The sequence below is a fragment of the Streptomyces sp. NPDC094143 genome, assembly GCF_040303825.1.
Lineage (GTDB): Bacteria > Actinomycetota > Actinomycetes > Streptomycetales > Streptomycetaceae > Streptomyces.
Genome location: NZ_JBEOTZ010000011.1, coordinates 192,218 through 212,598, shown reverse-complemented (window position 1 = coordinate 212,598; position 20,381 = coordinate 192,218). Strand labels below are relative to the sequence as shown.

At 73.8% G+C, this 20,381-nt stretch carries 16 protein-coding genes and 1 tRNA gene; 8 read left to right on the top strand and 9 right to left on the bottom strand.

The genetic code is table 11. The annotated features are described in order from the left end of the window. Positions 1 to 144: 144 nt before the first annotated feature. From ABTZ58_RS17345 to ABTZ58_RS17330, 4 genes are all read right to left on the bottom strand, one after another. A complete protein-coding gene (locus ABTZ58_RS17345) occupies positions 145 to 1,713 on the bottom strand; it encodes a class I adenylate-forming enzyme family protein (protein ID WP_351356664.1) in 1,569 nt (522 codons plus the stop codon). Between the two features lie 91 nt (positions 1,714 to 1,804). Continuing rightward, on the bottom strand, positions 1,805 to 2,347 hold the full coding sequence (locus ABTZ58_RS17340) for an SRPBCC family protein (protein WP_351356661.1): 543 nt from the start codon (positions 2,345 to 2,347) through the stop codon (positions 1,805 to 1,807). A gap of 103 nt (positions 2,348 to 2,450) precedes the next feature. Beyond that, complete coding sequence (locus tag ABTZ58_RS17335; protein WP_351356715.1) at positions 2,451 to 3,434, bottom strand: NADPH:quinone reductase; 984 nt, start codon at positions 3,432 to 3,434, stop codon at positions 2,451 to 2,453. Positions 3,435 to 3,539: 105 nt separating this feature from the next. Next, positions 3,540 to 6,173, bottom strand: coding sequence for an ATP-binding protein (locus tag ABTZ58_RS17330; RefSeq protein WP_351356658.1), 2,634 nt, complete (start codon positions 6,171 to 6,173; stop codon positions 3,540 to 3,542). 134 nt (positions 6,174 to 6,307) lie between these two features. Between ABTZ58_RS17330 and ABTZ58_RS17325 the strand changes: the two genes are divergently transcribed. The 3 genes from ABTZ58_RS17325 (at position 6,308) to ABTZ58_RS17315 (ending at position 11,111) form a co-directional block, all read left to right on the top strand. Further along, on the top strand, positions 6,308 to 7,393 hold the full coding sequence (locus ABTZ58_RS17325) for an alkene reductase (protein WP_351356655.1): 1,086 nt from the start codon (positions 6,308 to 6,310) through the stop codon (positions 7,391 to 7,393). A 179-nt stretch (positions 7,394 to 7,572) separates the two neighbouring features. Beyond that, positions 7,573 to 8,823, top strand: a complete 1,251-nt coding sequence (locus ABTZ58_RS17320; RefSeq protein ID WP_351356652.1) for an MFS transporter — start codon at positions 7,573 to 7,575, stop codon at positions 8,821 to 8,823. 338 nt (positions 8,824 to 9,161) lie between these two features. Then, entirely contained in the window at positions 9,162 to 11,111 is a 1,950-nt protein-coding gene (locus ABTZ58_RS17315; RefSeq protein ID WP_351356649.1) for a helix-turn-helix domain-containing protein, read from the top strand. Here ABTZ58_RS17315 and ABTZ58_RS17310 read toward each other — a convergent pair. After that, positions 11,099 to 12,313 (bottom strand): IS701 family transposase, encoded by a 1,215-nt coding sequence (locus ABTZ58_RS17310; protein ID WP_502996082.1) that lies wholly within the window; start codon positions 12,311 to 12,313, stop codon positions 11,099 to 11,101. The two genes, ABTZ58_RS17315 and ABTZ58_RS17310, sit on opposite strands and share 13 nt — an antisense overlap. A gap of 356 nt (positions 12,314 to 12,669) precedes the next feature. Between ABTZ58_RS17310 and ABTZ58_RS17305 the strand changes: the two genes are divergently transcribed. Both ABTZ58_RS17305 and ABTZ58_RS17300 read left to right on the top strand, forming a co-directional pair. Further along, positions 12,670 to 13,377: a DsbA family oxidoreductase gene (locus ABTZ58_RS17305; RefSeq protein WP_351356643.1), complete on the top strand. Its 708-nt coding sequence runs from the start codon at positions 12,670 to 12,672 to the stop codon at positions 13,375 to 13,377. Beyond that, positions 13,370 to 13,603 (top strand): hypothetical protein, encoded by a 234-nt coding sequence (locus tag ABTZ58_RS17300; protein ID WP_351356640.1) that lies wholly within the window; start codon positions 13,370 to 13,372, stop codon positions 13,601 to 13,603. Before ABTZ58_RS17305 ends, ABTZ58_RS17300 begins: the two co-directional genes overlap by 8 nt. A 57-nt stretch (positions 13,604 to 13,660) precedes the next feature. Here the strand turns inward: ABTZ58_RS17300 and ABTZ58_RS17295 are convergent. From ABTZ58_RS17295 to ABTZ58_RS17285, 3 genes are all read right to left on the bottom strand, one after another. Next, positions 13,661 to 13,734 (bottom strand) — tRNA-Pro (locus tag ABTZ58_RS17295). Positions 13,735 to 13,778: 44 nt separating this feature from the next. Then, positions 13,779 to 14,099 carry a hypothetical protein gene (locus ABTZ58_RS17290; RefSeq protein ID WP_351356637.1) on the bottom strand — a complete coding sequence of 107 codons (321 nt, stop codon included), beginning with the start codon at positions 14,097 to 14,099 and terminating at the stop codon, positions 13,779 to 13,781. Positions 14,100 to 14,704: 605 nt separating this feature from the next. Then, positions 14,705 to 15,721 (bottom strand): LacI family DNA-binding transcriptional regulator, encoded by a 1,017-nt coding sequence (locus ABTZ58_RS17285; protein ID WP_351356633.1) that lies wholly within the window; start codon positions 15,719 to 15,721, stop codon positions 14,705 to 14,707. Positions 15,722 to 15,832: 111 nt separating this feature from the next. Here ABTZ58_RS17285 and ABTZ58_RS17280 point away from each other — a divergent pair, with 111 nt between their 5' ends. After that, positions 15,833 to 16,996 carry a Gfo/Idh/MocA family protein gene (locus ABTZ58_RS17280; protein ID WP_351356630.1) on the top strand — a complete coding sequence of 388 codons (1,164 nt, stop codon included), beginning with the start codon at positions 15,833 to 15,835 and terminating at the stop codon, positions 16,994 to 16,996. Between the two features lie 294 nt (positions 16,997 to 17,290). Here the strand turns inward: ABTZ58_RS17280 and ABTZ58_RS17275 are convergent, their stop codons facing one another. Continuing rightward, positions 17,291 to 18,322 carry a LacI family DNA-binding transcriptional regulator gene (locus tag ABTZ58_RS17275; RefSeq protein WP_351356627.1) on the bottom strand — a complete coding sequence of 344 codons (1,032 nt, stop codon included), beginning with the start codon at positions 18,320 to 18,322 and terminating at the stop codon, positions 17,291 to 17,293. 109 nt (positions 18,323 to 18,431) lie between these two features. On the opposite strand from ABTZ58_RS17275, the gene ABTZ58_RS17270 reads away from it, so the two are divergent. Both ABTZ58_RS17270 and ABTZ58_RS17265 read left to right on the top strand, forming a co-directional pair. Continuing rightward, on the top strand, positions 18,432 to 19,589 hold the full coding sequence (locus ABTZ58_RS17270; protein WP_351356624.1) for a phytanoyl-CoA dioxygenase family protein: 1,158 nt from the start codon (positions 18,432 to 18,434) through the stop codon (positions 19,587 to 19,589). An 8-nt stretch (positions 19,590 to 19,597) separates the two neighbouring features. Then, positions 19,598 to 20,374: an SDR family oxidoreductase gene (locus tag ABTZ58_RS17265; RefSeq protein ID WP_351356621.1), complete on the top strand. Its 777-nt coding sequence runs from the start codon at positions 19,598 to 19,600 to the stop codon at positions 20,372 to 20,374. Positions 20,375 to 20,381 lie beyond the last annotated feature (7 nt).

Genomic DNA, 20,381 nt, shown 5'->3' with positions numbered 1-20,381 from the left:
CTGGGGACGGCGGCCGGGCGCGTGGCGCGCGGGCCGCCGTGCGGGGGCGGGTGACGGGCCGCCGTGCGGGGGCGTGACGGGGGCGCGGGCCCACGGGGGGGGATGGGCCCGCGCCCCGGGAGGCGGCGGTGCGGGGGCCGGGGCTTACGCTCCGGTCCGCTCCGCCTTCAGCAGCCGGGCCAGCTCCAGCCGCTTGATCTTGGTGGTGGCGGTCTGCGGCAGGTCGTCGAGCTTCCACTGCACGGGCTCCGCCATGGCGGGCAGGCCGGCCACGGCCCGCTTCCAGGCCGCGAGGTCGAGCGGCTTGTCGTCGCGGGTGCACACCACGGGCAGCGGCTTGCCGTCCTCGTCCGGGACGATGATGACCTCGACGAGCTCCGGTATCCGGGCGAAGAGGGTGTCCTCGATCTCCAGGGTGCTGTCGATGCCCTCGATCTCGTCGACCTCCCGGTCGAGCAGGTGCAGGCAGCCCCACTTGGTGCGGTAGCCCAGGTCGCCCATGCGCCACCATTCGCCGTCGGCCTGCTTCTCCCACCGCTCGTGCTCGCCGAGGTAGGTGACGATCCGTCCGTCGGAACGGACCTCGATGTACCCGGGGTTGGACTTGGTGGGCCGCTCGCCGTCCCGGCTGACGACCCGCACGCCCGTCATGCCGGGGAACGGGGAGCCCACGCAGCGGCCGTCGGCGTCCGCGCCGCGCTTTTTCGAGTAGGTGCGCCCGGCGATCGGGCCGACCTCGCTCTGGCCGTACATCTGGACGAACTGCGGCTTCTCGCGCCGGGACGCGGTGAGCATCAGGTGCACGGTGCGCGGGTGGATGGCGTCGAAGGTGCTGCTGAAGTACTTCACGTTCGCCAGCGGCCGGCGCGGGTCGTCGACCAGCACCTCCCAGCGCAGGAACGTGTTCGGGTGCGCCTCGATCAGGCCCGGCGGGGCCTGCCCGAACACCTCGGCCACGACCTCCGGGTCGTCGTCCCGGAGGATGATCATCGGGTGTCCCTGGAGGATCGTGATGGGCATGGCGGTGAACATCCGCGAGTGCACGAACGACACGTGGATGGCCACCGGTTCGCTGCGGCCCACCAGGGACGCCACCGTGCCCTGGGGGCGGTAGCGCGCCTCGAAGGTGCGCCCGGTGTGCACCGCCAGCTTCGGCGTCCCGGTGGTGCCGGAGGTGTGGGTGACCAGCGTCGGGTGGTCCGGCGGCATGGTCACCGGCGCGACCCGGGTGGAGCCGGCCAGCGACGCGAGGGTGACGGCCTCGTCGTGGCTGCCGGAGGCGAGGAGCACCTGCCGGGTCAGGCCGAAGATCTCGGCGGGCAGGTGGTGGTCCAGCTTGTCCTGGTCGGTCACCAGGTACGGCCGGTCCACGCGGCGCACCAGCTCGCACACGGTCGCGCCGTCGAGCTTCGGGGACAGCAGGACCGGCACGGCGCCGATCCTGGCCGTGGAGCAGGCCAGGAGCGTGATGTCGAACCCGTTGGTCTTGTGGACGACCACGCGTTCCCCGGGCCGGACACCCGCCGCCCACAGCCGCGAGGCCAGGTCGTCGACGAGGTCGGCGACCTCCGTCAGCGTCATGCGGCGCCCGCGCTCCGGAGCGACGTCGAGATCATGGTCGAGGATCACGGGATTCGCCGGGTGCCGAGCCGCGGCCCGGTCGAAAAGCGTACCCAGCCGAATTCCCTTGTTTCCGATGCGCTGGAGAAACATCTGCCCACCCTCTCATCCGCCGCGACTGTCCCTCAGCCGTGCGGCAGGCCGTTTCGAATTTCAGGCTCCCGTACGGATCGCCGGGGAAATGTCACCGCTTTTCGATGACATCCTTGATGCGCTTCAGCGTGGCGTCGAGGTCCTGTTCGAGCTTGGCGGTCCAGTCGGCGACGAAACGCTTGCGGTCGTTCTCGTCCAGGTCGGCGACGATCTTGTGGATGCCGGCCGTGGCGCGGCCCATGCGGAAGTGGTGGGTGAGCACGCAGCCCTCGTCGGCGGGCGCCATGTCGAAGCCCCAGATGCTCTCCTGGTCCTCGCGGGCGTGGGTGAGCATCATCCACTGGAAGGTGCGGCCGGGGTCGGCGGCGGTGATGCGGCACTCGGTGTGCCAGACGCCGCGCACCAGGGGCGCCCAGGCGACGACGTCCTCGCTGCGGAGGTTCTCGCCCCGGAAGATGGCGCCGACCGTGGACGGTTCCCCGGAGACCCACGTGCCGCCCCGGCATTCGGGGCTCCACTCGGAACTGCGCGGCAGATCACTGACGACGGAGTAGACCTCCAGCGGGGTCGCGGAAACGTGAATGTCGGCCTTGAGCTCGAACAGCGGCGAGGTGTCGATGATTGACTGAGTCATGTGCAGAATTCTGTCGAGGCCGTCGGGCGCCGGTCAAAGAGCGGCTTTCTCATTTGTCAGGTCCGAATTCCCGCATTTCACCGGCGCCGCCCGCGGGGGTTCCTCAGGCCTCGGCGCCCACGCTCAGCACGAGTTTTCCGTGCACCTTGCCCTCCTCCAGCCGGCGGTGCGCCTCGGCGGCGTCGCTCAGGTGCAGCCGCTCGATCGCCCGGGGCCCGAGACGGCCGTCGGCGACCAGCCGGTTGATGGTGCCGGCGGCCTCGGCGAGCTCTCCGGCGGTGGCGTGCGAGATGGCGAACCCGTGGATCGAACGGTCCCTCAGGTACAGCGGCCCCGCGGGCAGCACGGGCCTGGTGCGCAGTCCGGCGAGCAGCACGATCCGTCCCCGCCCGGCGAGCAGGTCCACCGCGGTGTCCAGGTCGTTGGTGCCGGAGGCGTCGAGGTAGAGGTCGGCGCCCCCGGGGGCGGCGGCCCGGATGCGCCCGGGCACGTCGGGGTCCCGGTAGTCGACGACGTGGTCGGCGCCGAGACCGCGGCAGTACCCGGCGTCCCGCGCGGAGGCGACGGCGACGACCCGGGCGCCCGCGGCGGCGGCCATCACCACCATGGCGCTTCCCACGTTCCCGCCAGCGCCGACCACGACGACGGTCTCGCCGGGGCGCAGCCGCCCGTGGGTGAACAGGCCGAGGTAGGCGGTCGCGGCCGGATGGGCCAGCGCCACGGTCTCGTACGGGTCGGCGCCCTCCGGCAGGTGGTAGAGCCGGTCGACGGGCACCACCACCCGCTCGGCGGCGGCTCCTTGGCGGCCGTCGTGGCCGAGGCTGTTGCACCACACCCGGTCGCCGGGACGGAACCGGTGGACGCCGGCGCCGACCGCGGCGACGGTGCCGGTGAGGTCGCGGCCTATGACGAAGGGGAAGGTGAGCGGGGTGCGCCAGGCGCCCGAGCGCACGAAGGTGTCGACGTGGTTGACGGAGACGGCCGTGACGTCCACCAGGACGTCGGTCGGCCCGGGTTCCGGCGTGGGCTGATCACCGTAACGGATGACGTCCGGAGATCCGAGCTGTTCAATGTAGGCAGCACGCATCATGGTCACGGATTCTGGCAAAGGGGCCCCGCCCCCGTCCGCGAGCGGCCCGGACACCGTCGCGGATCTGTCAGATCGGGACCATGTCTGTCAGATCCGCCGCGCTCAGGCCAGGTCGAGGCGGGCCAGTTCCCGCCGGGAGCCGACGCCCAGCTTGGGATAGGCCTTGTACAGGTGGTGCTCGACGGTCCTGCGGCTGAGGAACAGCTGCGCGGCGATCTCCCGGCTGCTGTTGCCGTCGGCGGCCAGCCGGACCACCTGCAGCTCCTGCGGGGTCAGCCGGTCGAGGACGTTCTCCGCGGTGGCCTTGGCGCCCGTCGTCGCGTCGCCCGCCGCCCGCAGCTCGGCACGCGCACGCTCCGCCCAGGGCTCGGCGCGGAGCCGTTCGAAGTCCTCCAGGGCCGACCGCAGCGCGTCACGGGCCTCGCTGCGGCGCCGGGCCCTGCGCAGCCACTCCCCGTACAGCAGCGCGGTGCGGGCCCCCTCGAAGGGCCGCCGGCCCTGTTCGTGCAGCCGGACCGCCTCCTGGTAGTCCTCCTCGCGCCCCTCGACCAGGGCCCGGCAGCGGTGCGCCACCGCCCGCGCCCACGGCTGGTCACCGGCCCGCGCCCAGGCCTCGAAGGCGCGCATCGGCCGCTCGGCCCGCTCGTGCCGCCCGAGCCGTACCGCGGCCTCCACCTGGTCGGCGACGGTGGCCATGGCCATCGCCGTGTGGCGCTGCGGCCCCGGGCCGACGGCGCTCTCCAGCCGGCCGAGCGCCGCCTCGTAGTCGCCGCGCGCCAGTTCGAGCAGGCTCAGGGCGCTCTCACCGGCCACCCGGCCGGCGTCGGGCACGTCCCGCGTGAGGTCGCGGCAGCGCTGTTCGTCGCCCTCGATCGCCGCGATCCGCGCCGGAACGCCGTTCAGCCAGGCGACGCGCTCGCGCAGGCCGGTGTCGCGGGCGATCTCCACGGCCTCGGCCACCGCCGCCTCGGCGTCCCGGTGCGCCCCGGCCAGCACCTGGCGTTCCGCCAGCAGGTGCAGGGCCTGCGGCAGGGCGCCGATGAGGCCCTGCGCGCGGCAGCGGGCCACCTCCGCCGCGGCCAGTTCCATGGCCGCGGCGTCGTCCCCCAGCAGGACCGCGCTGTGCAGGGCGTGGGTGCGCGCCGCGTCCGAGCCGTCCTGGCCGGCGGCGACGGCGCGCTGCAGCAGGGGCAGTCCGCGGGCGTAGTCGTCGTCGACGAGGTGCGCCATGCCCTCCACCATCGGGTCGGCCTCCCCGAGGGACGCCAGCCGCTCGGCGGCCTCCCGCACCGAGTCCGCGTCACCGGCGAACCAGCCGTACGTGGCGCCCGTGCGGAGCATGACCGCGGCCAGGCCGGCACCGGCCGCGTGCGTACGCCGCAGCAGCAGCCGGGCGGCCTCCCGCTGGTGACCCGACTCGAACATCACGGCGGCCCGCACGGGGGCGAGCCGGGCCAGGTCCTCCGGTGCGGCGGCCGACTGTTCGGCCTGCTCGGCCAGGTCCCGGGCCTGGCCGGCGTGCCCGGCGTTGAGTGCGCAGGTCGCCGCGTCCGTGAGCCGGTGGACCTGGGCGCGGCGGTCGGGGGTGAGGCGGGCGGCCTGCTGGTGCAGGAGCGAGGCGGCGGCGTAGGCGCTGCGGTCGGCGGCCCGCTCGGCGGCGGCGACCAGTTCGGCCGCGACCCCGTCGTCGGGTGACGTGGTGGCCAGCGGCAGGTGCCGGGCCCGGCAGTCGGGGTCCTCCGCCGCGTCGGCCAGCGCCTGGTGGACGGCGATCCGCCGGGCCAGCACGGCCCCCTGGTAGGCGGCGGTCCCGATCAGCGGGTGGCGGAACACCACGGTGCTCTCGGTCACCTGGATCAGCCCCGCCCGCTCCGCGTCCTCCAGATCCTCCAGGCCCACGCCCAGGGACCGGGCCGCCTTCATCTGCAGCGGCAGGTCGCCCCGCCCCTCGGCCGCGGCGAACAGCAGCGCCAGCCGCGTCTTCTCGGGGAGTCCGGCGATCTGGGTGCGGTACGACGACAGCACCCGGTCGGCGACCGTCACGGGCGTGAACCGGCCGGGGTCGTCGCGGCGGGCGGCCCCGAACTCGATGAGCGCCAGCGGGTTCCCCGCGGACTCGGCGATGACCTGGTCCCGCAGGGCGGGGGTCAGCCCCAGGTCGGCGAGGAGGCTCACCGCGTCGCCGGTGTCCAGCCGGGAGGGCCGCAGTTCGGCGAGCCCGGGCGCGGCGAAGCCCTCGTCCCGGGTCGCGAACACCATGGCCACCTGCTCGGCGGCGAGCCGGCGCGCGGCGAAGAGCAGCGCGTCGGAGGTGGCCTGATCCAGCCACTGGGCGTCGTCCACCAGGCAGAGCAACGGTCCCTGTTCGGCCAGGTCCGCCAGGAGCGTGAGCACGGCCAGCCCGGTCAGGAACCTGTCCTGGGTCCGGGTGCTGCCCGTGCCGAGCACCGCCCGCAGCGCCTGCGCCTGCGGCTCGGGCAGGGCGTCCAGCCGGTCCTGCACGGGCCACAGCAACTGCACGAGCCCGCCGAAGGCGAGGTCGGCCTCCGGCTCGACCCCGGTGACCCGCAGGACGCGCATGCCGGCCGCCGAGGCCGACTTCGCCGCGCGGTCGAGCAGGGCGGTCTTCCCGATGCCCGCCTCACCCCGCAGCACCAGGGCACCGCTGCGTCCCTCGCGGGCTCCCGCGGCCAGATCCTCAAGCGCCGCCAGCTCGGTGGACCTGCCGTACAGCACGTCGGTGCCCCCACTCCCCGTGACGCGGCCCATCGGTAGGCAGGCCGTGCCTAAGTACGTATCCGGTTTCAGAAATCTTACTGATTCGGCCCGGCCGCCCCCCTTCCTACGGTGTGGAACAAGCCGGTTCCCCGATGGAGGAGATCGTGAGCCACCTTTTCGAACCGCTGCCCCTGGGAAAGCTGACGCTGCCCAACCGGCTCGTCATGGCGCCGATGACGCGCAGCCGGGCCAGGGACGGCGTGCAGACCCCGCTGGCGGCCGAGTACTACGCACAGCGCGCCGGAGCGGGTCTCATCATCACCGAGGGCACGCAGCCCTGCGTGATCGGGCAGGGATACATCGACACCCCGGGTGTGCACACGCCCGAGCAGGCGGAGGCATGGCGCCGGGTGACCGACGCGGTGCACGACAGGCAGGGCCGGATCTTCGTGCAGATCATGCACTCCGGCCGCATCGGGCACCCGAGCCTCTACCCGGACGGCGCACTGCCCCTGGCCCCCTCGGCGGTGGCCTCGGGCGGCCGGATGTACACGCCGGACGGCATGCTGGACCACCCCACGCCCAAGGCCATGGACCTGGAGGACATCGCCCGGGCGGTCGAGGACCACATCTCCGCCGCCAAGTACGCGATGGACGCCGGGTTCGACGGTGTGGAGCTGCACGGCGCCAACGGCTACCTGATCCACCAGTTCCTCGCCGACAACACCAACCTCCGCACCGACGCCTACGGCGGCAGCGTCGACAACCGCATCCGCTTCGCCGTCGAGGTCGCCCAGGCGGTCTCCGACGCCATCGGCCCCGAGCGGGTCGGCATCCGCCTCTCCCCCGCCAACACGAGCAACGGCATCGAGGAGAGCGACCCGGCCACGCTGTACCGGGCCCTGATCCGGGCCCTGGCGCCGCTCAACCTGGCCTACGTCCACCTGATGGAGTTCGGCGGCCGTGACGTCACGAAGCTGATCCGGCAGGAATGGCCCGGAGTGCTGATCCTCAACCCGCACGCCACGGGCGAGGAGGAAGCGGTGACGCCCGAGGCCGCCCGGGCGGTGCTGGAGGAGGGCCTGTGCGACGCGGTGAGCATCGGCTCGCTGTGGCTCGCCAACCCCGACCTGCCCGAGCGGATCAAGGCCGGCGGCCCGTTCAACACCCCCGACCCGGAGACCTTCTACGGAGGCGACCACCGGGGCTACACCGACTACCCGACGCTGGACAGCTGACCGACCGGGCAGGCGGCAGCGGGGCACGCGGTCGGCGCCCGGCCCGGCCCGTCCCGCCCCGCTTCCGCACCGCCCGTTCCCCGGCTCCCTGGCCCGGCCGGCGCCTTCTCCCCCGAAGGGCTGCACGCCGGACCGGGCCAGGGTGGTCCAGCGACGAACGACCGCTCAGGGAGCAGCAGATGAGCAACTCACTCGCCGAGTCCGGCGCCCCGGGTCCCGCCGCGCCGGGCAGGAAACCTCACGAAAACGAAGCCCGCGGCCCGTTCCACGGAGCCGCGGCCCTCTGGCTTGCCCTCATGGCGGGCCCGCTGTCCTTCGGCATCGCGGGCCCGGCCCTGGTCCTGGACGACGCCGCGAGGGACCTCGGCGTCTCGACCGGCACCGCCACCTGGACCGTGACCGCGTTCGGCTGGGGCATAGCGGTCGGCACCCCCCTGCTGGCCGGGCTGCTGGACCGCCGGGGGGCGCGCGCCGCGCTGACCGTGTGCGGTGTGCTCGTCCTGCTGGGGGCGGGCCTGGTGGCCGGGATACCCGTGCTGCCGGTCCTCGTCCTGGGCACCGCCCTGATGGGTCTGGGCACGGCCGGTCTCACGGCGACGGCCATGAGCCTCGCCGGCTCGCCGCGCGCCATGGGGCTGGTCACCGCCTCGCTCGCCGTGGTGGGTTCGACGGCCCCGCTGGCCGGTTCCCTCGTCAACGACGTGCTGTCCTGGCAGGCCACCCTCGCGCTGCCGGTGCTCAGTGCGGTGGCCGTGCCCTTCGCCGTGGCCCGGTGCGCGCACGGCGCCCCGGTCACCCGGGAGCCGTTCGACCCGCTGGGCGCGGTGCTGCTGACCGCGCTGGTCACCGCGTTGGTGTTCGTGCCGCACCAGCCGCTGGTGGCCGGTGTGTGCTCCGTCCTCGCCGCGGGGCTGCTGGCGGCCCACGTGCGCGCGCGGCCGCGGGGCTTCGTCCCCGCCGTCCTGGTCCGCAACCCGGGCTTCCTGGTCTCGGCGGGCCTCGCGCTGTGCCTGGCGGTGGTCAACTTCGGCATGATGTACGCGATTCCGGAGCGGCTGGAGGACCACACGACGTGGTCCACCAGTGAGATCGGCGTCGCCATGGTGTGGCCGCTGCTGCTGGGCGGCGCCCTGTCCTGGTTCGTCGTGGCGGTGTCGGCGCGGACGGGACGCCGGACCGTGATCAGCGCGCTGGTCACCCTCGCCGTGCTCGGAGCGGTGCTGGCCTTCGTCGGCACGTCCGCCGCGGTCCTGCTGGCCGCTCAGGCCCTGACGTCGATCGCGGCGGCCTCGGGCCAGGGAGCGTTCGCGGTGCACGCCGCCTCGGCCGTTCCCGACGATCAACGCCCCCCGGCCATCGGCATGTTCAACCTGTCCTATCTGCTGGGTGCGGCGTTCGGGCCCGCCATCGTCTCGCTCCTGGCGCTCTGACCGCCGGCGTCCGGTCCGGGTGCGCCGTCACACCCCGTGGGTGTGACGGCGCACACCGCGTTTTCCGAAGCACCTCCACATGCGTCAACTGGCATAATCGCCAGCGGGGTTCGCGAAAGGACAGTGCGTCTGCCCGGTTGTCGGCCGGCACCGGTCCGGGCCGCAGGCCACCAGGTGACCATGTGGGGGGGGAGAGGCTGCGGCTCCCGGTTCGCGGGCACGGCTCGCGGAATGCACGCGGGAGTCCTCCCGCTGCGCCGGTAGGCCGCGGTCCGTGCGACTCGGCCGTCGTGCACCGTCACTGCCGGCGGTTGGGGAACGAGACACCGGAGGGCCTCGTGTCGCAGAAGAAGGACGCATCGGTGGCGGCCGTGCTGGCGCTGCTGGACCTCCTGGCGGGTGAGGGGCCGGCGAACCGCTTCGAAGCGGTGGTCGAGGAGGCCCGAAGACAGGGCGTGACCGGCGCCGACCTGCGCATGGTGGAACAGACCAGACGGCTGGCCCTGGGCATCCAGGCCCGGCTGGAGCGCCGTCAGCAGTGGAGCGCAGCCCTCGCCGCGCTCGTCGACACCGCCGCCGACCTGGCCAGTCCGCACACCGTCGAGGACACCCTCAAGATCATCACCCGCCGGGCGCGGCTGCTGCTCGGCGCCGACGTCTCCTGGGTCACCCTGCCCGCCGCCGAGGACGACGGAGGGTTCCGGCTGCACTCGCTCGACGGCCACGTCACGATGCTCAACGCCCGGCTGCGATTACCGAAGGGAGCGGGACTCGCGGCCGCCGTACGGGCGCATCGCGCGCCGCTGTGGACCTCCGACTACCTGACGGACGACAGCTTCCGGCACGCCCACGAGCTCGATCAGTGGATCAGCGCCGAGGGGCTGCACGCCGTTCTCGCCGTGCCGTTGAGCCGCGCGGTCACCGTCGGGACCCTGCACGTGGCGGACCGCAGTGTGCGCCATTTCTCCGCCGACGAGATAGCGCTGGTGAACATGCTCGCCGAGATCGGCGGTGTGGCGCTGGACCGCGCCGTGTACCTGGACGAGACGGTCGCGGAGATGTCGGCCCTGCGCGAGCGGGTGCTGCGCGCGGAGGCCGCGGGGGACGAGGCGCGCGCGCTGGCCGCGGCGCAGGGGGCGCTGCTGGACCTGGTCCTCGGTGGCTGTGATCCGCAGCTGCTGGTCGAGGAGTGCCGTCGCAGACTGGGTGCCCCGGTGCTGCTGTGCGGTCCGCACGGCACGGCGATCGCCGCCTCCGGGGCCCTGTCCGGGCGCACCCGCGAGGAGTTCGCCCGCGCCGCGGAGGACACCGGGACCCTGCTGGATCCCTCACCCGCCCTCCTGGACTACGGCATCTGGTCCGTGCCGGTCCTGGCCGGCAGTCACCATCTGGGCGCCCTGTACGTGCAGGCCGGTCCCGCGCTCTCCGGCGACACCGCGGAACTGCTGCGGCACGCGGCCCGGGCCGCCGCCGTGCTGCTGTCCTTGCAGGAGGGCGGCGGCACGGTCGTGGAGGGGCAGTTCCGCGACGAACTGCTCGGGGACCTGCTGATCAGTGTGCCCCGGCCCCGGGACGTGCTGGAGCGGCGCGCCCGCCGGCTCGGCATCGGCCTGGATCAGCCGCACGTGGTCGTCGTCGCCCGCGTCGCGGGGGACCCGCAGGCGCATGCGGTGACCCGGGCGTCGTCGTGCGCGCGCCGGATGAACGGGCTCCAGACGACGCACGAGGGCGACATCGTGCTGTTGCTGCCGGGCACCGACCCGGGCGACGCCGCCCGGACGGTGCACGACGAGCTGTCGTCCCTGCCCGGCGGTCCGCCCACGGTCAGCGGCTCCGGACCCGTGTCGGACCCCGGTGCGGTCCTCCACGGGTACCGGGAAGCGGCACGCTGCCTGGACGCGATGACCGCCCTCGGCGCCACCGGTACCTCGGCCTCGACCCACGAGATGGGGTTCGTGGGTCTGCTGCTGTCGGAGCAGGTGGACGCCGAAAGGTTCATCCAGAGCACCATAGGAGCGGTGCTCGACTACGACGAGCAGCGCCTGACGGAGCTGGTCCGCACGCTGGACGCCTACTTCGACACCGGGGGGAGCCCCACGTACGCGGCCGAGAAGCTCCACGTGCACCCCAACACCGTGGCCCGCCGGCTGGAGCGCATCGGTGACCTGATCGGCTCCGACTGGCAGCGGCCCGAACGTGCCCTGGAGATCCAGCTCGCGCTGAGGATGTCCCGGATAAGGCGGGTGCTGGGGGAGCGCGGGGAGCCGGCCGGGGATCAGGACGCATAGTCGAGTGCGCCGTCCTCGGTGTCGCCCAGGGCCGCCAGGGCGTGCGCGGCCGACGCGAGGGTGACGTGCCGGTGCCAGCCGCGGTAGGAGCGTCCGGCGAAGTCGCGGATCCCCACCTGGTCGGCGCCCCGGGCGAAGTCCTGGTCCACCCGGCGGACCATCCCTCGCAGCCGCATCAGGAACGCGGGCGGAACCGACGTCAGGTCCGTCAGCCACACGTCCCGCGGCCGGCTCCGGTCGTTGTTCCCCACCCCGAGCAGGAGCAGGTCACAGGGCCCCGTTCCGGTCCGCCGGCGCGAAGGCCCGGGCAGCGCCACCCGTACGGCGGTGACGAGCCCGGAGCGCCTGACCGTCCCCATGCTGTCGTCCGGCCACACCACCGGCCGCTGCAGGCCCCGGCTCGCGCCCATGATCTGGCGTACCGACCGGGGGACGGCGTCGAAGCCCTTGAGCGCGGGGTCCGTGACCGACAGCCGCAGGGTGTCGTCCACCCTGAGCATCATCGGCATGCCCCGGTCCAGGAGCCGCGACACGGTCGAGGCGACGTCACCGCCGCGGGCGTCCATCACCACGGGGCGGGGCGGCAGCCGCCACGCGGCCGCCTCCAGGAAGGCCTGGAGTGCGCATTCGCCGAGGGTCTCGGCCGACGCGTCGTCCGGGATGGAGGCACGGCGCCGACGGTCCTCGGCGAACCAGGACGGGGAGAGCTGCAGGCGCCAGTTGACCGGCACGCTCGTCTCCTCGCAGACCGCCCATACGCCCACGGCCTGCTGTGCGTTGAGCATCTGGCCGTGTTCCGGGAAGAAGCGGCGCTCCACTCCGACGGAGTGCCGCCCGGCCTTGGGGATCACCATGGGGCGCACCACCCACGCCTGTGGCGGGGCCACACTCACCACGTACCGGGCCAGTGCCCGGCGCACCGGCCCCCACTCCCAACTCGAATCGCTGATGAAGTGGTGCAGGCTCTGTTCCGTCGCCTGTCCTCCGACAAGCGCGGCGATGTTCCGTATCGACTTGCGTCCCCTCACCTCCAGCAAACCACGTATGTACTCCATGCCCTTGCGACGTTGGTCGCTGCGGGGCAGGGAGGCGAACAGCAGTGAACACATCTCCGGCAGTGACACGGCGCACGGAGAGGCGTACGACGGCTCGTGCATGGTCGGACTCTGTGCTTGGTCAGGGCTCAGCACGACCACACTCATGAACGGACCCTCCATCGGGAGTAGACGAAGACGATCCGAAGGGCTGCCCGTCCACTGTGCGGGCAGGCGGGGCGCGGGTCCCAGGTACACGGAGCACAGGACTTGTGACGGGCGGCGGTGGCCGGGCCACCATCGCGTCCCTCTGCCCCGGCGGCCCGATCCGGAACACTGCGTTCAGGATGTGTCCGGACCACCGCACGGTCCGCGGTGGCCGTGTCCGGGGCCCCTGTCGGGGGGAGTTGACAGAGTGACACCGGCATCGGGCGCCGGGCGCCGCAGGCGCGTCACCATGGAGTTCCATGCCTCGGCACACGCGACGGGGACCCCGGTGTGGTCCCGCTACCAAGGAGGACACCATGAGCGCTGCCCCGGAGCCACGACCCGTCACCGTCTGGTCGGATCTGGGGTGCCCCTGGGCCTCCCTCGCCCTGCACACGCTGCGCACCACGGCCCGGGACCGCGGGCAGGACCTCCTGATCGACCACCGGGCGTTCCCCCTGGAGCTGTTCAACCACCAGCCGACGCCCAAGTTCATCGTGGAGCCCGAGATCGTGGTGATCTCCGCGCACCGTCCCGACCTCGGCTGGCGCCTGTGGGCGGGGCGGGAGTACGACTACCCGTCGACGATGCTGCCGGCGATGGAGGCGGTCCAGGCCGCGAAGGACCCGTCCGTCGGCGGCCTGCGCGGCAGCGACGAACTGGACGCCGGCCTGCGGCACGCGTTCTACGTCGAGAGCCGGTGCGTCAGCATCCCCTCGGAGATCCTCGACGTCGCCGCGCGGTGCGAGCACGTGGACGAGCAGGCGCTGGCCCGCGCCCTGGAGCGCGGCGCCGGCCGCGCCGAGATCCACGAGCAGTTCCGCGTCGCCCAGGGACCGGATGTCCAGGGCAGCCCTCACCTGTTCGCGCCGGGAGGGTACGCGGCCCACAACCCGGGTGCGCACGTCGAGTGGACGAAGGACCCGAACGAGGGGGGCGTGCCGCGCCTCGACCGCTACGACCCGTCGTGGGCCGGGGAGTTGCTCGACCTGCTGGCGGAGGGGAGGCAGGCCACCGGTGCCTGAGACGAGGGACCTGACCATCTCGGCGTCCGCGTACGACCGCCTGGCGGCGGTGGCCGCGGCCGAGGGGATGTCCGTGCGCGCCTACGTGGAACGCATCGCGGAACGGACCGCGCACGAGCCGCCCGGGCTCGGGGCGCGAGGGGCCGCGGCCGGGCCGGAGCCGGATCTGCGGCTGGTGGCGCTGGGGGTCGACGGCTCATGGCCGGGAGCGTCTGACCGGCCATGAGCGAAAGGCCGTACCGGCAACACCCGGTACGGCCTCGCGACCCGCTGTCTCAGCAAGTCGGGACGACAGGATTTGAACCTGCGACCCCTTGACCCCCAGTCAAGTGCGCTACCAAGCTGCGCCACGTCCCGATGCGTCTCGCGCGGGGTGAACCGCGTGATCGCGCAGGTCAACCCTACCGCATACGGGAAGGGGGGGTCAGCCGCGCGGGCCCCGGGGCGGTGAGGTGCTCCGGGTGGGCGGCGCCGGGCACGGGGTGGGCCGGCACGTGCTCGACGGGTGGCAGGGGTTCGTCGCGGGGGCCGCGCCGGCCGCCCATCCGCGCGCCGGTCCAGCCGGCCAGCCCCGCCGTCGACACGGCGACCGCGAGGACGGCCCACCAGGGCAGTTCCGCCTTGGTGGCGTGTCCGGCGCAGGCCGCCACCGCGAGGAGCGCCGTGACGGCACCCCCGGCCGCGTCGGCCCGCCGGACACGCCGGTCCCCCGCCTCGTCCACCCCGTGGCCCCCTTCGCACTCGGACGCCCGGCATCCGCTGCCGGGCATATGCCGCACACCATAAGCGGGCTCCAGAGGCGCATCCGACCAGGGCGTACGGCGGGACGGAACACCGGCCGCGCGCTGACGCGCCGGCCGATGTCCGTGCGCGCCCTGTGCGGCGGCGCACGCCATCAGTCGCGCGCCGATCGGTGTCCGCTCCGCGCTGTCCCCGGCCGTCCGCCGCGCGCCACGGACCGCGGCCAGGCCGATGGAGCCCAGGGAACTCACGCCCGCCGGCGCGAAGGCGGTGAGGCGCCGGTGCCCCGGTCGGCGGCGAGCGACCGCCCGCCGCGCCACGGCCGCAGACGGCGCCGAAGCGGCCCTGCCGGTGTCTAGCCGACGGTGGCGGCGCGGCTGTCGGGCGCCGAGCGTGATCGAGAGGGTCGCGTAGATCGTCATACGGGGTGGGCCGCCGGACGCTTCACCACCGCGGTGCGGCGGCGCGCTGTCCTCCGGTCGTGCCGTGCGGCACGACCGCCGCACCCGGTCCGGCGGCGCCTGGCGTCCTGCTCGCCATGAGCCGGGTCCGGCGTGCCCCGCACGGCGGTCGGCCGCTCGCCCCCTCAGCCGCCGGACGCCGTGCCGGCCGGCGGCCCGGTCGTCCCACGGACCTGGAGCGTCGGCGCGGCCAGCTGGACCCGCCCCTCTCCCCCGGGCCGATCCAGCCGGTCGAGGAGGAAGCGGGCCGCCCGGCGGCCGACGTCGTGCCCGGCGTTGTCGACCGTGGTGAGCCACAGGTGGCGCAGCCGGGACAGGCTCGTGTCGTCGTAGCCGACGAGGGAGAGGTCGCGCGGTACGCGCAGTCCGAGTTCCTCGGCGGCGGAGAGGGCGCCCACGCAGGTGATGTCGTTGACGGCGAAGACTGCGGTGGGCCGGTCGGGGCGGCTGAGCAGGCGGACGGTCGCGCGGTAGCCGCCCTCCTCGGTCATGTCGCCGGACTCGACGACGGCCCGGTCCGCCAGGCCGTGCGCCCGCATCGTCGCCTCGAAGCTGCGGCGGCGCAGTTCGCCCACCGCACCGAAGCCCGCGAGGTGCGCGATGCGGCGGTGACCGAGTCCGATGAGGTGCTCGGTCACCAGCCGGGCGCCCCGCTCGTCGTCGCCGGCGACCTGGTCCACGCCGGGCGGCACCGGCTCGCGGGCACCGGCCAGCACGACCGGCATCCGCTCGGCGACCGTGCCGAGGGCCGCCGGGTCGGGCAGGGTGCCGACCACGACCAGGCCGTCGACGCGCAGGTCGAGCAGCGGGTCGGCCGGGTCCTGCCCGGTGCGGCGGTTCAGGCGGGCGTCGGCCAGCAGCATGTGCAGGCCGTGCGCGTGCAGGAGGGAGTTCAGGCCGTCGAGGAGGTCCACGAACCAGGGGTTGCGCAGGTCGTTGAGGAGGACGCCGACGGTGCGGGTGCGCCGTTCGCTGAGGGAGCGCGCGGCGGCGTTGGGCCGGTAGCCCAGTTCCCGGGCGGCCCGCAGGACGGCGTCCCGTTTCCCGGGGCGCACCTGCTCGGAGCCGCGCAGCACGAGGGAGACCAGCGACTTGGAGACGCCGGCCCGTTCGGCGACGTCTCGGATGGTCGGTGGTCTCATGCCGTGGACCGTTCCATGACCCCCGTGTGCTTGTCAAAGGGTTGACAGCGCCGGGAACACGCACCGAGGGTGGCCCGGACAGGTTCTGGAACGGTCCAAAGAGGGGCTCTCATGGTGGACACGCTCGGCGTCGCCGTCGTCGGATTCGGCTGGATGGGGCGGGTGCACACCCAGGCGTACGCGCGTGTGCGGCACCACTATCCGCGACTGCCTCTCGTCCCGGAGCTGGTGACGGTCGCCGAGGAGGTGCCGGGCCGGGCGGAGGAGGCCGCCGCGCAGTTCGGGTTCGCCTCCACCACCCGCGACTGGCGCGAGGTGGCCGCCGACCCGCGGGTGCGGGCGGTCAGCATCACCGCGCCGAACTTCCTGCACCGCGAGATCGGCGTCGCCATGGCCCGGGCGGGCAAGCACGTCTGGATCGAGAAGCCGGTCGGCCTGACCGCCGCGGACGCCCGCGCGGTGGCGGACGCGGTGGCCGAGGCGGGCGTGCAGGGCGCGGTCGGCTTCAACTACCGCAACGCGCCGGCCGTCGAGGCGGCCCGCGAGCTGATCGCCTCCGGGGAGCTCGGCACGGTCACGCATGTGCGCGTGCGGCTGTTCAGCGACTACGCGGCCCACCCGGAGGGCGCGCTGACCTGGCGCTACGAGCGGGAGCGCGGGGGCAGCGGGGTGCTGGGCGACCTGGCCTCGCACGGGGCGGACCTGGCCCGGTTCCTCCTCGGCGACATCACGTCCCTCACGGCGGACACGGCGATCTTCCTCCCGGAGCGGGCCCGCCCGGCCGGCGCGACGGCGGGCCACAGCCGCGCCACGGGCGGTGAGCTCGGCCCGGTCGAGAACGAGGACTACGTCGGCTGTCTGCTCCGCTTCGCCTCCGGTGCGCGCGGCGTGCTGGAGGCCTGCCGGGTCTCGGTCGGCGAGCAGAACAACTACGGCTTCGAGGTGCACGGCACCGAGGGAGCGGTCTTCTGGGACTTCCGGCGCATGAACGAGCTGGGGATCAGCCGCGGCACGACGTACCAGGACCAGTCGGTCAGCACGGTCTACGTGGGCCCGGGCCACGGCGAGTTCGCCGCGTTCCAGCCGGGCGCGGCGAACGCCATGGGGTACGACGACCTGAAGGTCATCGAGGCGTACCGCTTCCTGCGGTCGGTCGCCGAGGGCACCCCCCACGGGGCGACGCTCGCCGACGCCGTGCACAGCGCGGCCGCGCTGGACGCCATGGCGCGGTCGGCGCACAGCGGTGCCTGGGAGCGGGTGGACGGGCCGGCGTGATCCCCGCCGTCAGGCCCGGGTCTGGAGCCGCCGGCCCGGCAGACCTTCGCCTGGAGCGGGGCGAGCCGCCTCCCCCTGATCCCGGGGCCGGTCGTGGCGCGGCCCGGGGCGCCTGGCCAGGACGGCGGCACCGCCAGGCGGAAGGCGCCGGGAGCGGCGACCGCTCGCGCGTACCCGGCCGGGAGCAGCTCGCGCAGGGCCGCGCGGCAGGCGGCGGCGTGAGGTCCACATGGGCCCGACGGCAGGGGCCGGGGCCTGCGCTGCCCCTGCCCCGCGCCCGGTCCCGTCCCCGGATCACACGGCCGCCTGCGGTGGCATGTTGTACGGCGTCACCACCTGGATCGCCGACGGAAGCGTCGGGCCGGCCGGGGGCAGGGCGCCGTGCGCGCGCATGACGGTGTGGCAGGCCTCGCGCACGTCCTGGCGCAGGTCGTGGTGGAGCACGGCCGACAGCCGGTGCTCGCGCAGCAGCCGGGTGTTGTCGTGGTCCAGGTCGTGCGCGACGAAAACGGCGCAGTCGCGGCCGAGGTCGTCGAAGGCCCGCAGCGTGGCGATGTTGCCGCCGCCGATCGAGTAGACGGCGCGGATGTCCGGGTCGCGTTCCAGGGCGGCCCGGACCAGGTCGTACTGGGTGGCGTCCAGGCCCTGTCCCTCGGCGATCTCGACCAGCGTGCGCTCGGGGTGCCGGGCGCGCATGGCGCTGCGGAAGCCCATCTCGCGCTCCTCCTCGTTGCGGAAGAAGCCACTGCTGAGGCTGGTGAGGATGTTGCCCGGCCGCTCCCCCAGCCACTGCCCCATGAGGTACGCGGCCGTCGCTCCCGCCGCCCGGTCGTCGATGCCCACGTAGGCGAGGCGGGCGCTGGACGGCAGGTCGGTCACCAGGGTCACGACCGGTATCCCGGCGGCGGCGAGCCGGCCGACCGCGGCGGTGACCTCGGGGACGTCCGGCGCCTTGAGGATCACCCCCTGCGAGCCGCGCCGGGCGATCCGGTCCAGGGTCCGCACCAGCGCTCCGACCGGGCCCGTCTCGCGCAAGTGGAAGCGGGAGCGCAGCACCGCCGGGTGCAGCGCCGGCAGCTCGGCCTCCAGGGCGGCCCGAATGGCGGTGGTGAAGCGTTCGGGCGCCTGCATCACGAGGTCGACCATGAACGTCCGGCCGACGAGCCGGACCTGGGTGCGCTGCCGGTCCAGGTCCGCGATGGCCTGGTGGACCTCGCGCGCGGTGCTCTCGCGCACGCCTCCCCTGCCGTTCAGGACCCGGTCCACGGTCGCCTCGCTCAGACCCGCCTGACGTGCGATCTCGCGGATCGGGAAGGGGTGTCCCACGCCTCGGCTCCTTGAGGGGTTTTTGATGGGTCGCTGCTGGTTGTTCGAGGGGTTTGTACTGACAAGAATGACAGGGCTGCGTCGCTCCGTGACCCCTGAAGGGACGACGATGTCCTTCACTTCCGTACACCGCCGCGCCTGGCTCTCCGAGCAGGACTGCGACCTCGACGCGTTCCGCGCGCTGGTCGAGCAGGCGACCGATCCCGACGACTATCCGCACGCCGTGGCCGTCGAGCGGAACGTGCCGGTCTACGACTGCGGCCTCCTCGAAGGCGACCGCGTGGTCCAGGCCGAACTGGTGCGGGCCCTCGCCGACGGCCCCGGCATCGTCGTCTTCCGCGGCGCCTTTCCCGACCCGGAGGTCGTGGACCGGGCGACCGCGGTGTTCGAGGGGCTCATCGCCGAACAGCGCGCCTCGGGCGCCACGGCCGGCGACCACTTCGCCAGGCCCGGCGCCAACGACCGGGTGTGGAACGCCCTGGAGAAGGCCGCCCTGTACGACGCGGAGGCGTTCGCCGACTACTACGCCAACGACATCCTCGCCCTGGTCTGCACGGCCTGGCTGGGCCCCGGCTACCAGGTCACCTCCCAGCTCAACGTGGTCAACCCGGGTGGCGCCGCGCAGACGGTGCACCGCGACTACCACCTCGGCTTCCTGTCGAACGACGTCGCCGCCGCCTACCCCGCGCACGTGCACCGCCTCTCCCCGGTGCTGACCCTCCAGGGCGCGGTCGCCCACTGCGACATGCCAGTGGAGTCCGGGCCGACGATGTACCTGCCGCACTCGCAGAAGTACGAGCCGGGCTACCTCGCCTGGCGGCTGCCCGAGTTCCGGGCGTACTTCGAGGCACGGTACGTGCAGCTGCCGCTGGCCAAGGGCGACGCGGTGTTCTTCAACCCCGCGCTGTTCCACGCGGCCGGCACCAACCACTCGGCGGACATCCGCCGCATGGCCAACCTGCTGCAGGTGTCGTCGGCGTTCGGCCGCGCGATGGAGACGGTGGACCGGCAGGCCGTGGCGAACGCCGTGTATCCCGTCCTGCTCAGGCGCAAGGCCGAGGGCGCCGACCAGGCGTGGCTCGACAACGTGGTCGCGGCGAGCGCCGAGGGCTACCCCTTCCCGACCAACCTCGACAGCGATCCGCCGCTCGACGGACTGGCCCCGCTCTCCCAGGCGGACCTGATGCGGCGGGCGCTGCGCGAGGGGTGGACGCCGCAGGCGTTCCGGGCGGAGCTGCGGGCCGCCGCCGAACGACGAGAGAGCTGAGGAACTCCATGGGACTTCTCGACGACAAGGTCGTCCTGGTCAACGGCGGCAGCCAGGGGGTGGGTGCCGCGATCGCGCGGGCCGCGGCCCGCGAGGGGGCGGTCGTGGCCGTCACCGGGCGGCGTCCACAGCCGGGCGAGGCGCTGGTGGCGGAGCTGACCGCCGCCGGGGCCAAGGCGATGTTCGTCCGCGCCGACCTCGCCGACGCCGGGCAGGCGAAGGCGGCCGTGGCCCGGGTGGTCGACGCGTACGGCCGGGTCGACTGCCTGGTCAACTCCGCGGGGCTGACGTCCCGCGGGACGCTGCTCGACACCACGCCGGAACTGTTCGACCAGCACATCGCGATCAACCTGAAGGCGCCGTTCTTCGCGATGCAGGCGGCGGTCGCGGACATGGTGGCACGCCGGGCGCCCGGCACGGTCGTCAACATCATCACGTCGTCGGCGCACGGCGGGCAGCCCTTCCTCGCGCCGTACGTCGCCGCCAAGGCCGGGCTGATCGGCCTGACCCGCAACGCCGCGCACGCCCACCGCTGGGACCGGGTGCGGATCAACGGCCTCAACATCGGCTGGACGGCGACCGAGGGCGAGGACGCCACGCAGAAGACGTTCCACGGGGCCGGGGACGACTGGCGCGAGGAGGCCGCCGCGAAGCTGCCCATGGGCAAGCTGGGACAGCCCGACGAGATCGCCGACTTCGTGGTCTTCCTGCTGTCCGACCGGTCCGGCGTGGTCACCGGGTCGGTCATCGACTGGGACCAGAACGTCCTCGGCGGACTGGACTGAACACCCC

Bases quoted from the DNA above. Each gene is read 5' to 3' on its own strand.
- ABTZ58_RS17340 (WP_351356661.1), bottom strand. From the start codon at position 2,347: ATGACTCAGTCAATCATCGACACCTCGCCGCTGTTCGAGCTCAAGGCC.
- ABTZ58_RS17345 (WP_351356664.1), bottom strand. From the start codon at position 1,713: ATGTTTCTCCAGCGCATCGGAAACAAGGGAATTCGGCTGGGTACGCTT.
- ABTZ58_RS17325 (WP_351356655.1), top strand. From the start codon at position 6,308: ATGGAGGAGATCGTGAGCCACCTTTTCGAACCGCTGCCCCTGGGAAAG.
- ABTZ58_RS17285 (WP_351356633.1), bottom strand. From the start codon at position 15,721: ATGAGACCACCGACCATCCGAGACGTCGCCGAACGGGCCGGCGTCTCC.
- ABTZ58_RS17305 (WP_351356643.1), top strand. From the start codon at position 12,670: ATGAGCGCTGCCCCGGAGCCACGACCCGTCACCGTCTGGTCGGATCTG.
- ABTZ58_RS17265 (WP_351356621.1), top strand. From the start codon at position 19,598: ATGGGACTTCTCGACGACAAGGTCGTCCTGGTCAACGGCGGCAGCCAG.
- ABTZ58_RS17320 (WP_351356652.1), top strand. From the start codon at position 7,573: ATGAGCAACTCACTCGCCGAGTCCGGCGCCCCGGGTCCCGCCGCGCCG.
- ABTZ58_RS17310 (WP_502996082.1), bottom strand. From the start codon at position 12,313: ATGAGTGTGGTCGTGCTGAGCCCTGACCAAGCACAGAGTCCGACCATG.
- ABTZ58_RS17270 (WP_351356624.1), top strand. From the start codon at position 18,432: ATGTCCTTCACTTCCGTACACCGCCGCGCCTGGCTCTCCGAGCAGGAC.
- ABTZ58_RS17280 (WP_351356630.1), top strand. From the start codon at position 15,833: ATGGTGGACACGCTCGGCGTCGCCGTCGTCGGATTCGGCTGGATGGGG.
- ABTZ58_RS17335 (WP_351356715.1), bottom strand. From the start codon at position 3,434: ATGCGTGCTGCCTACATTGAACAGCTCGGATCTCCGGACGTCATCCGT.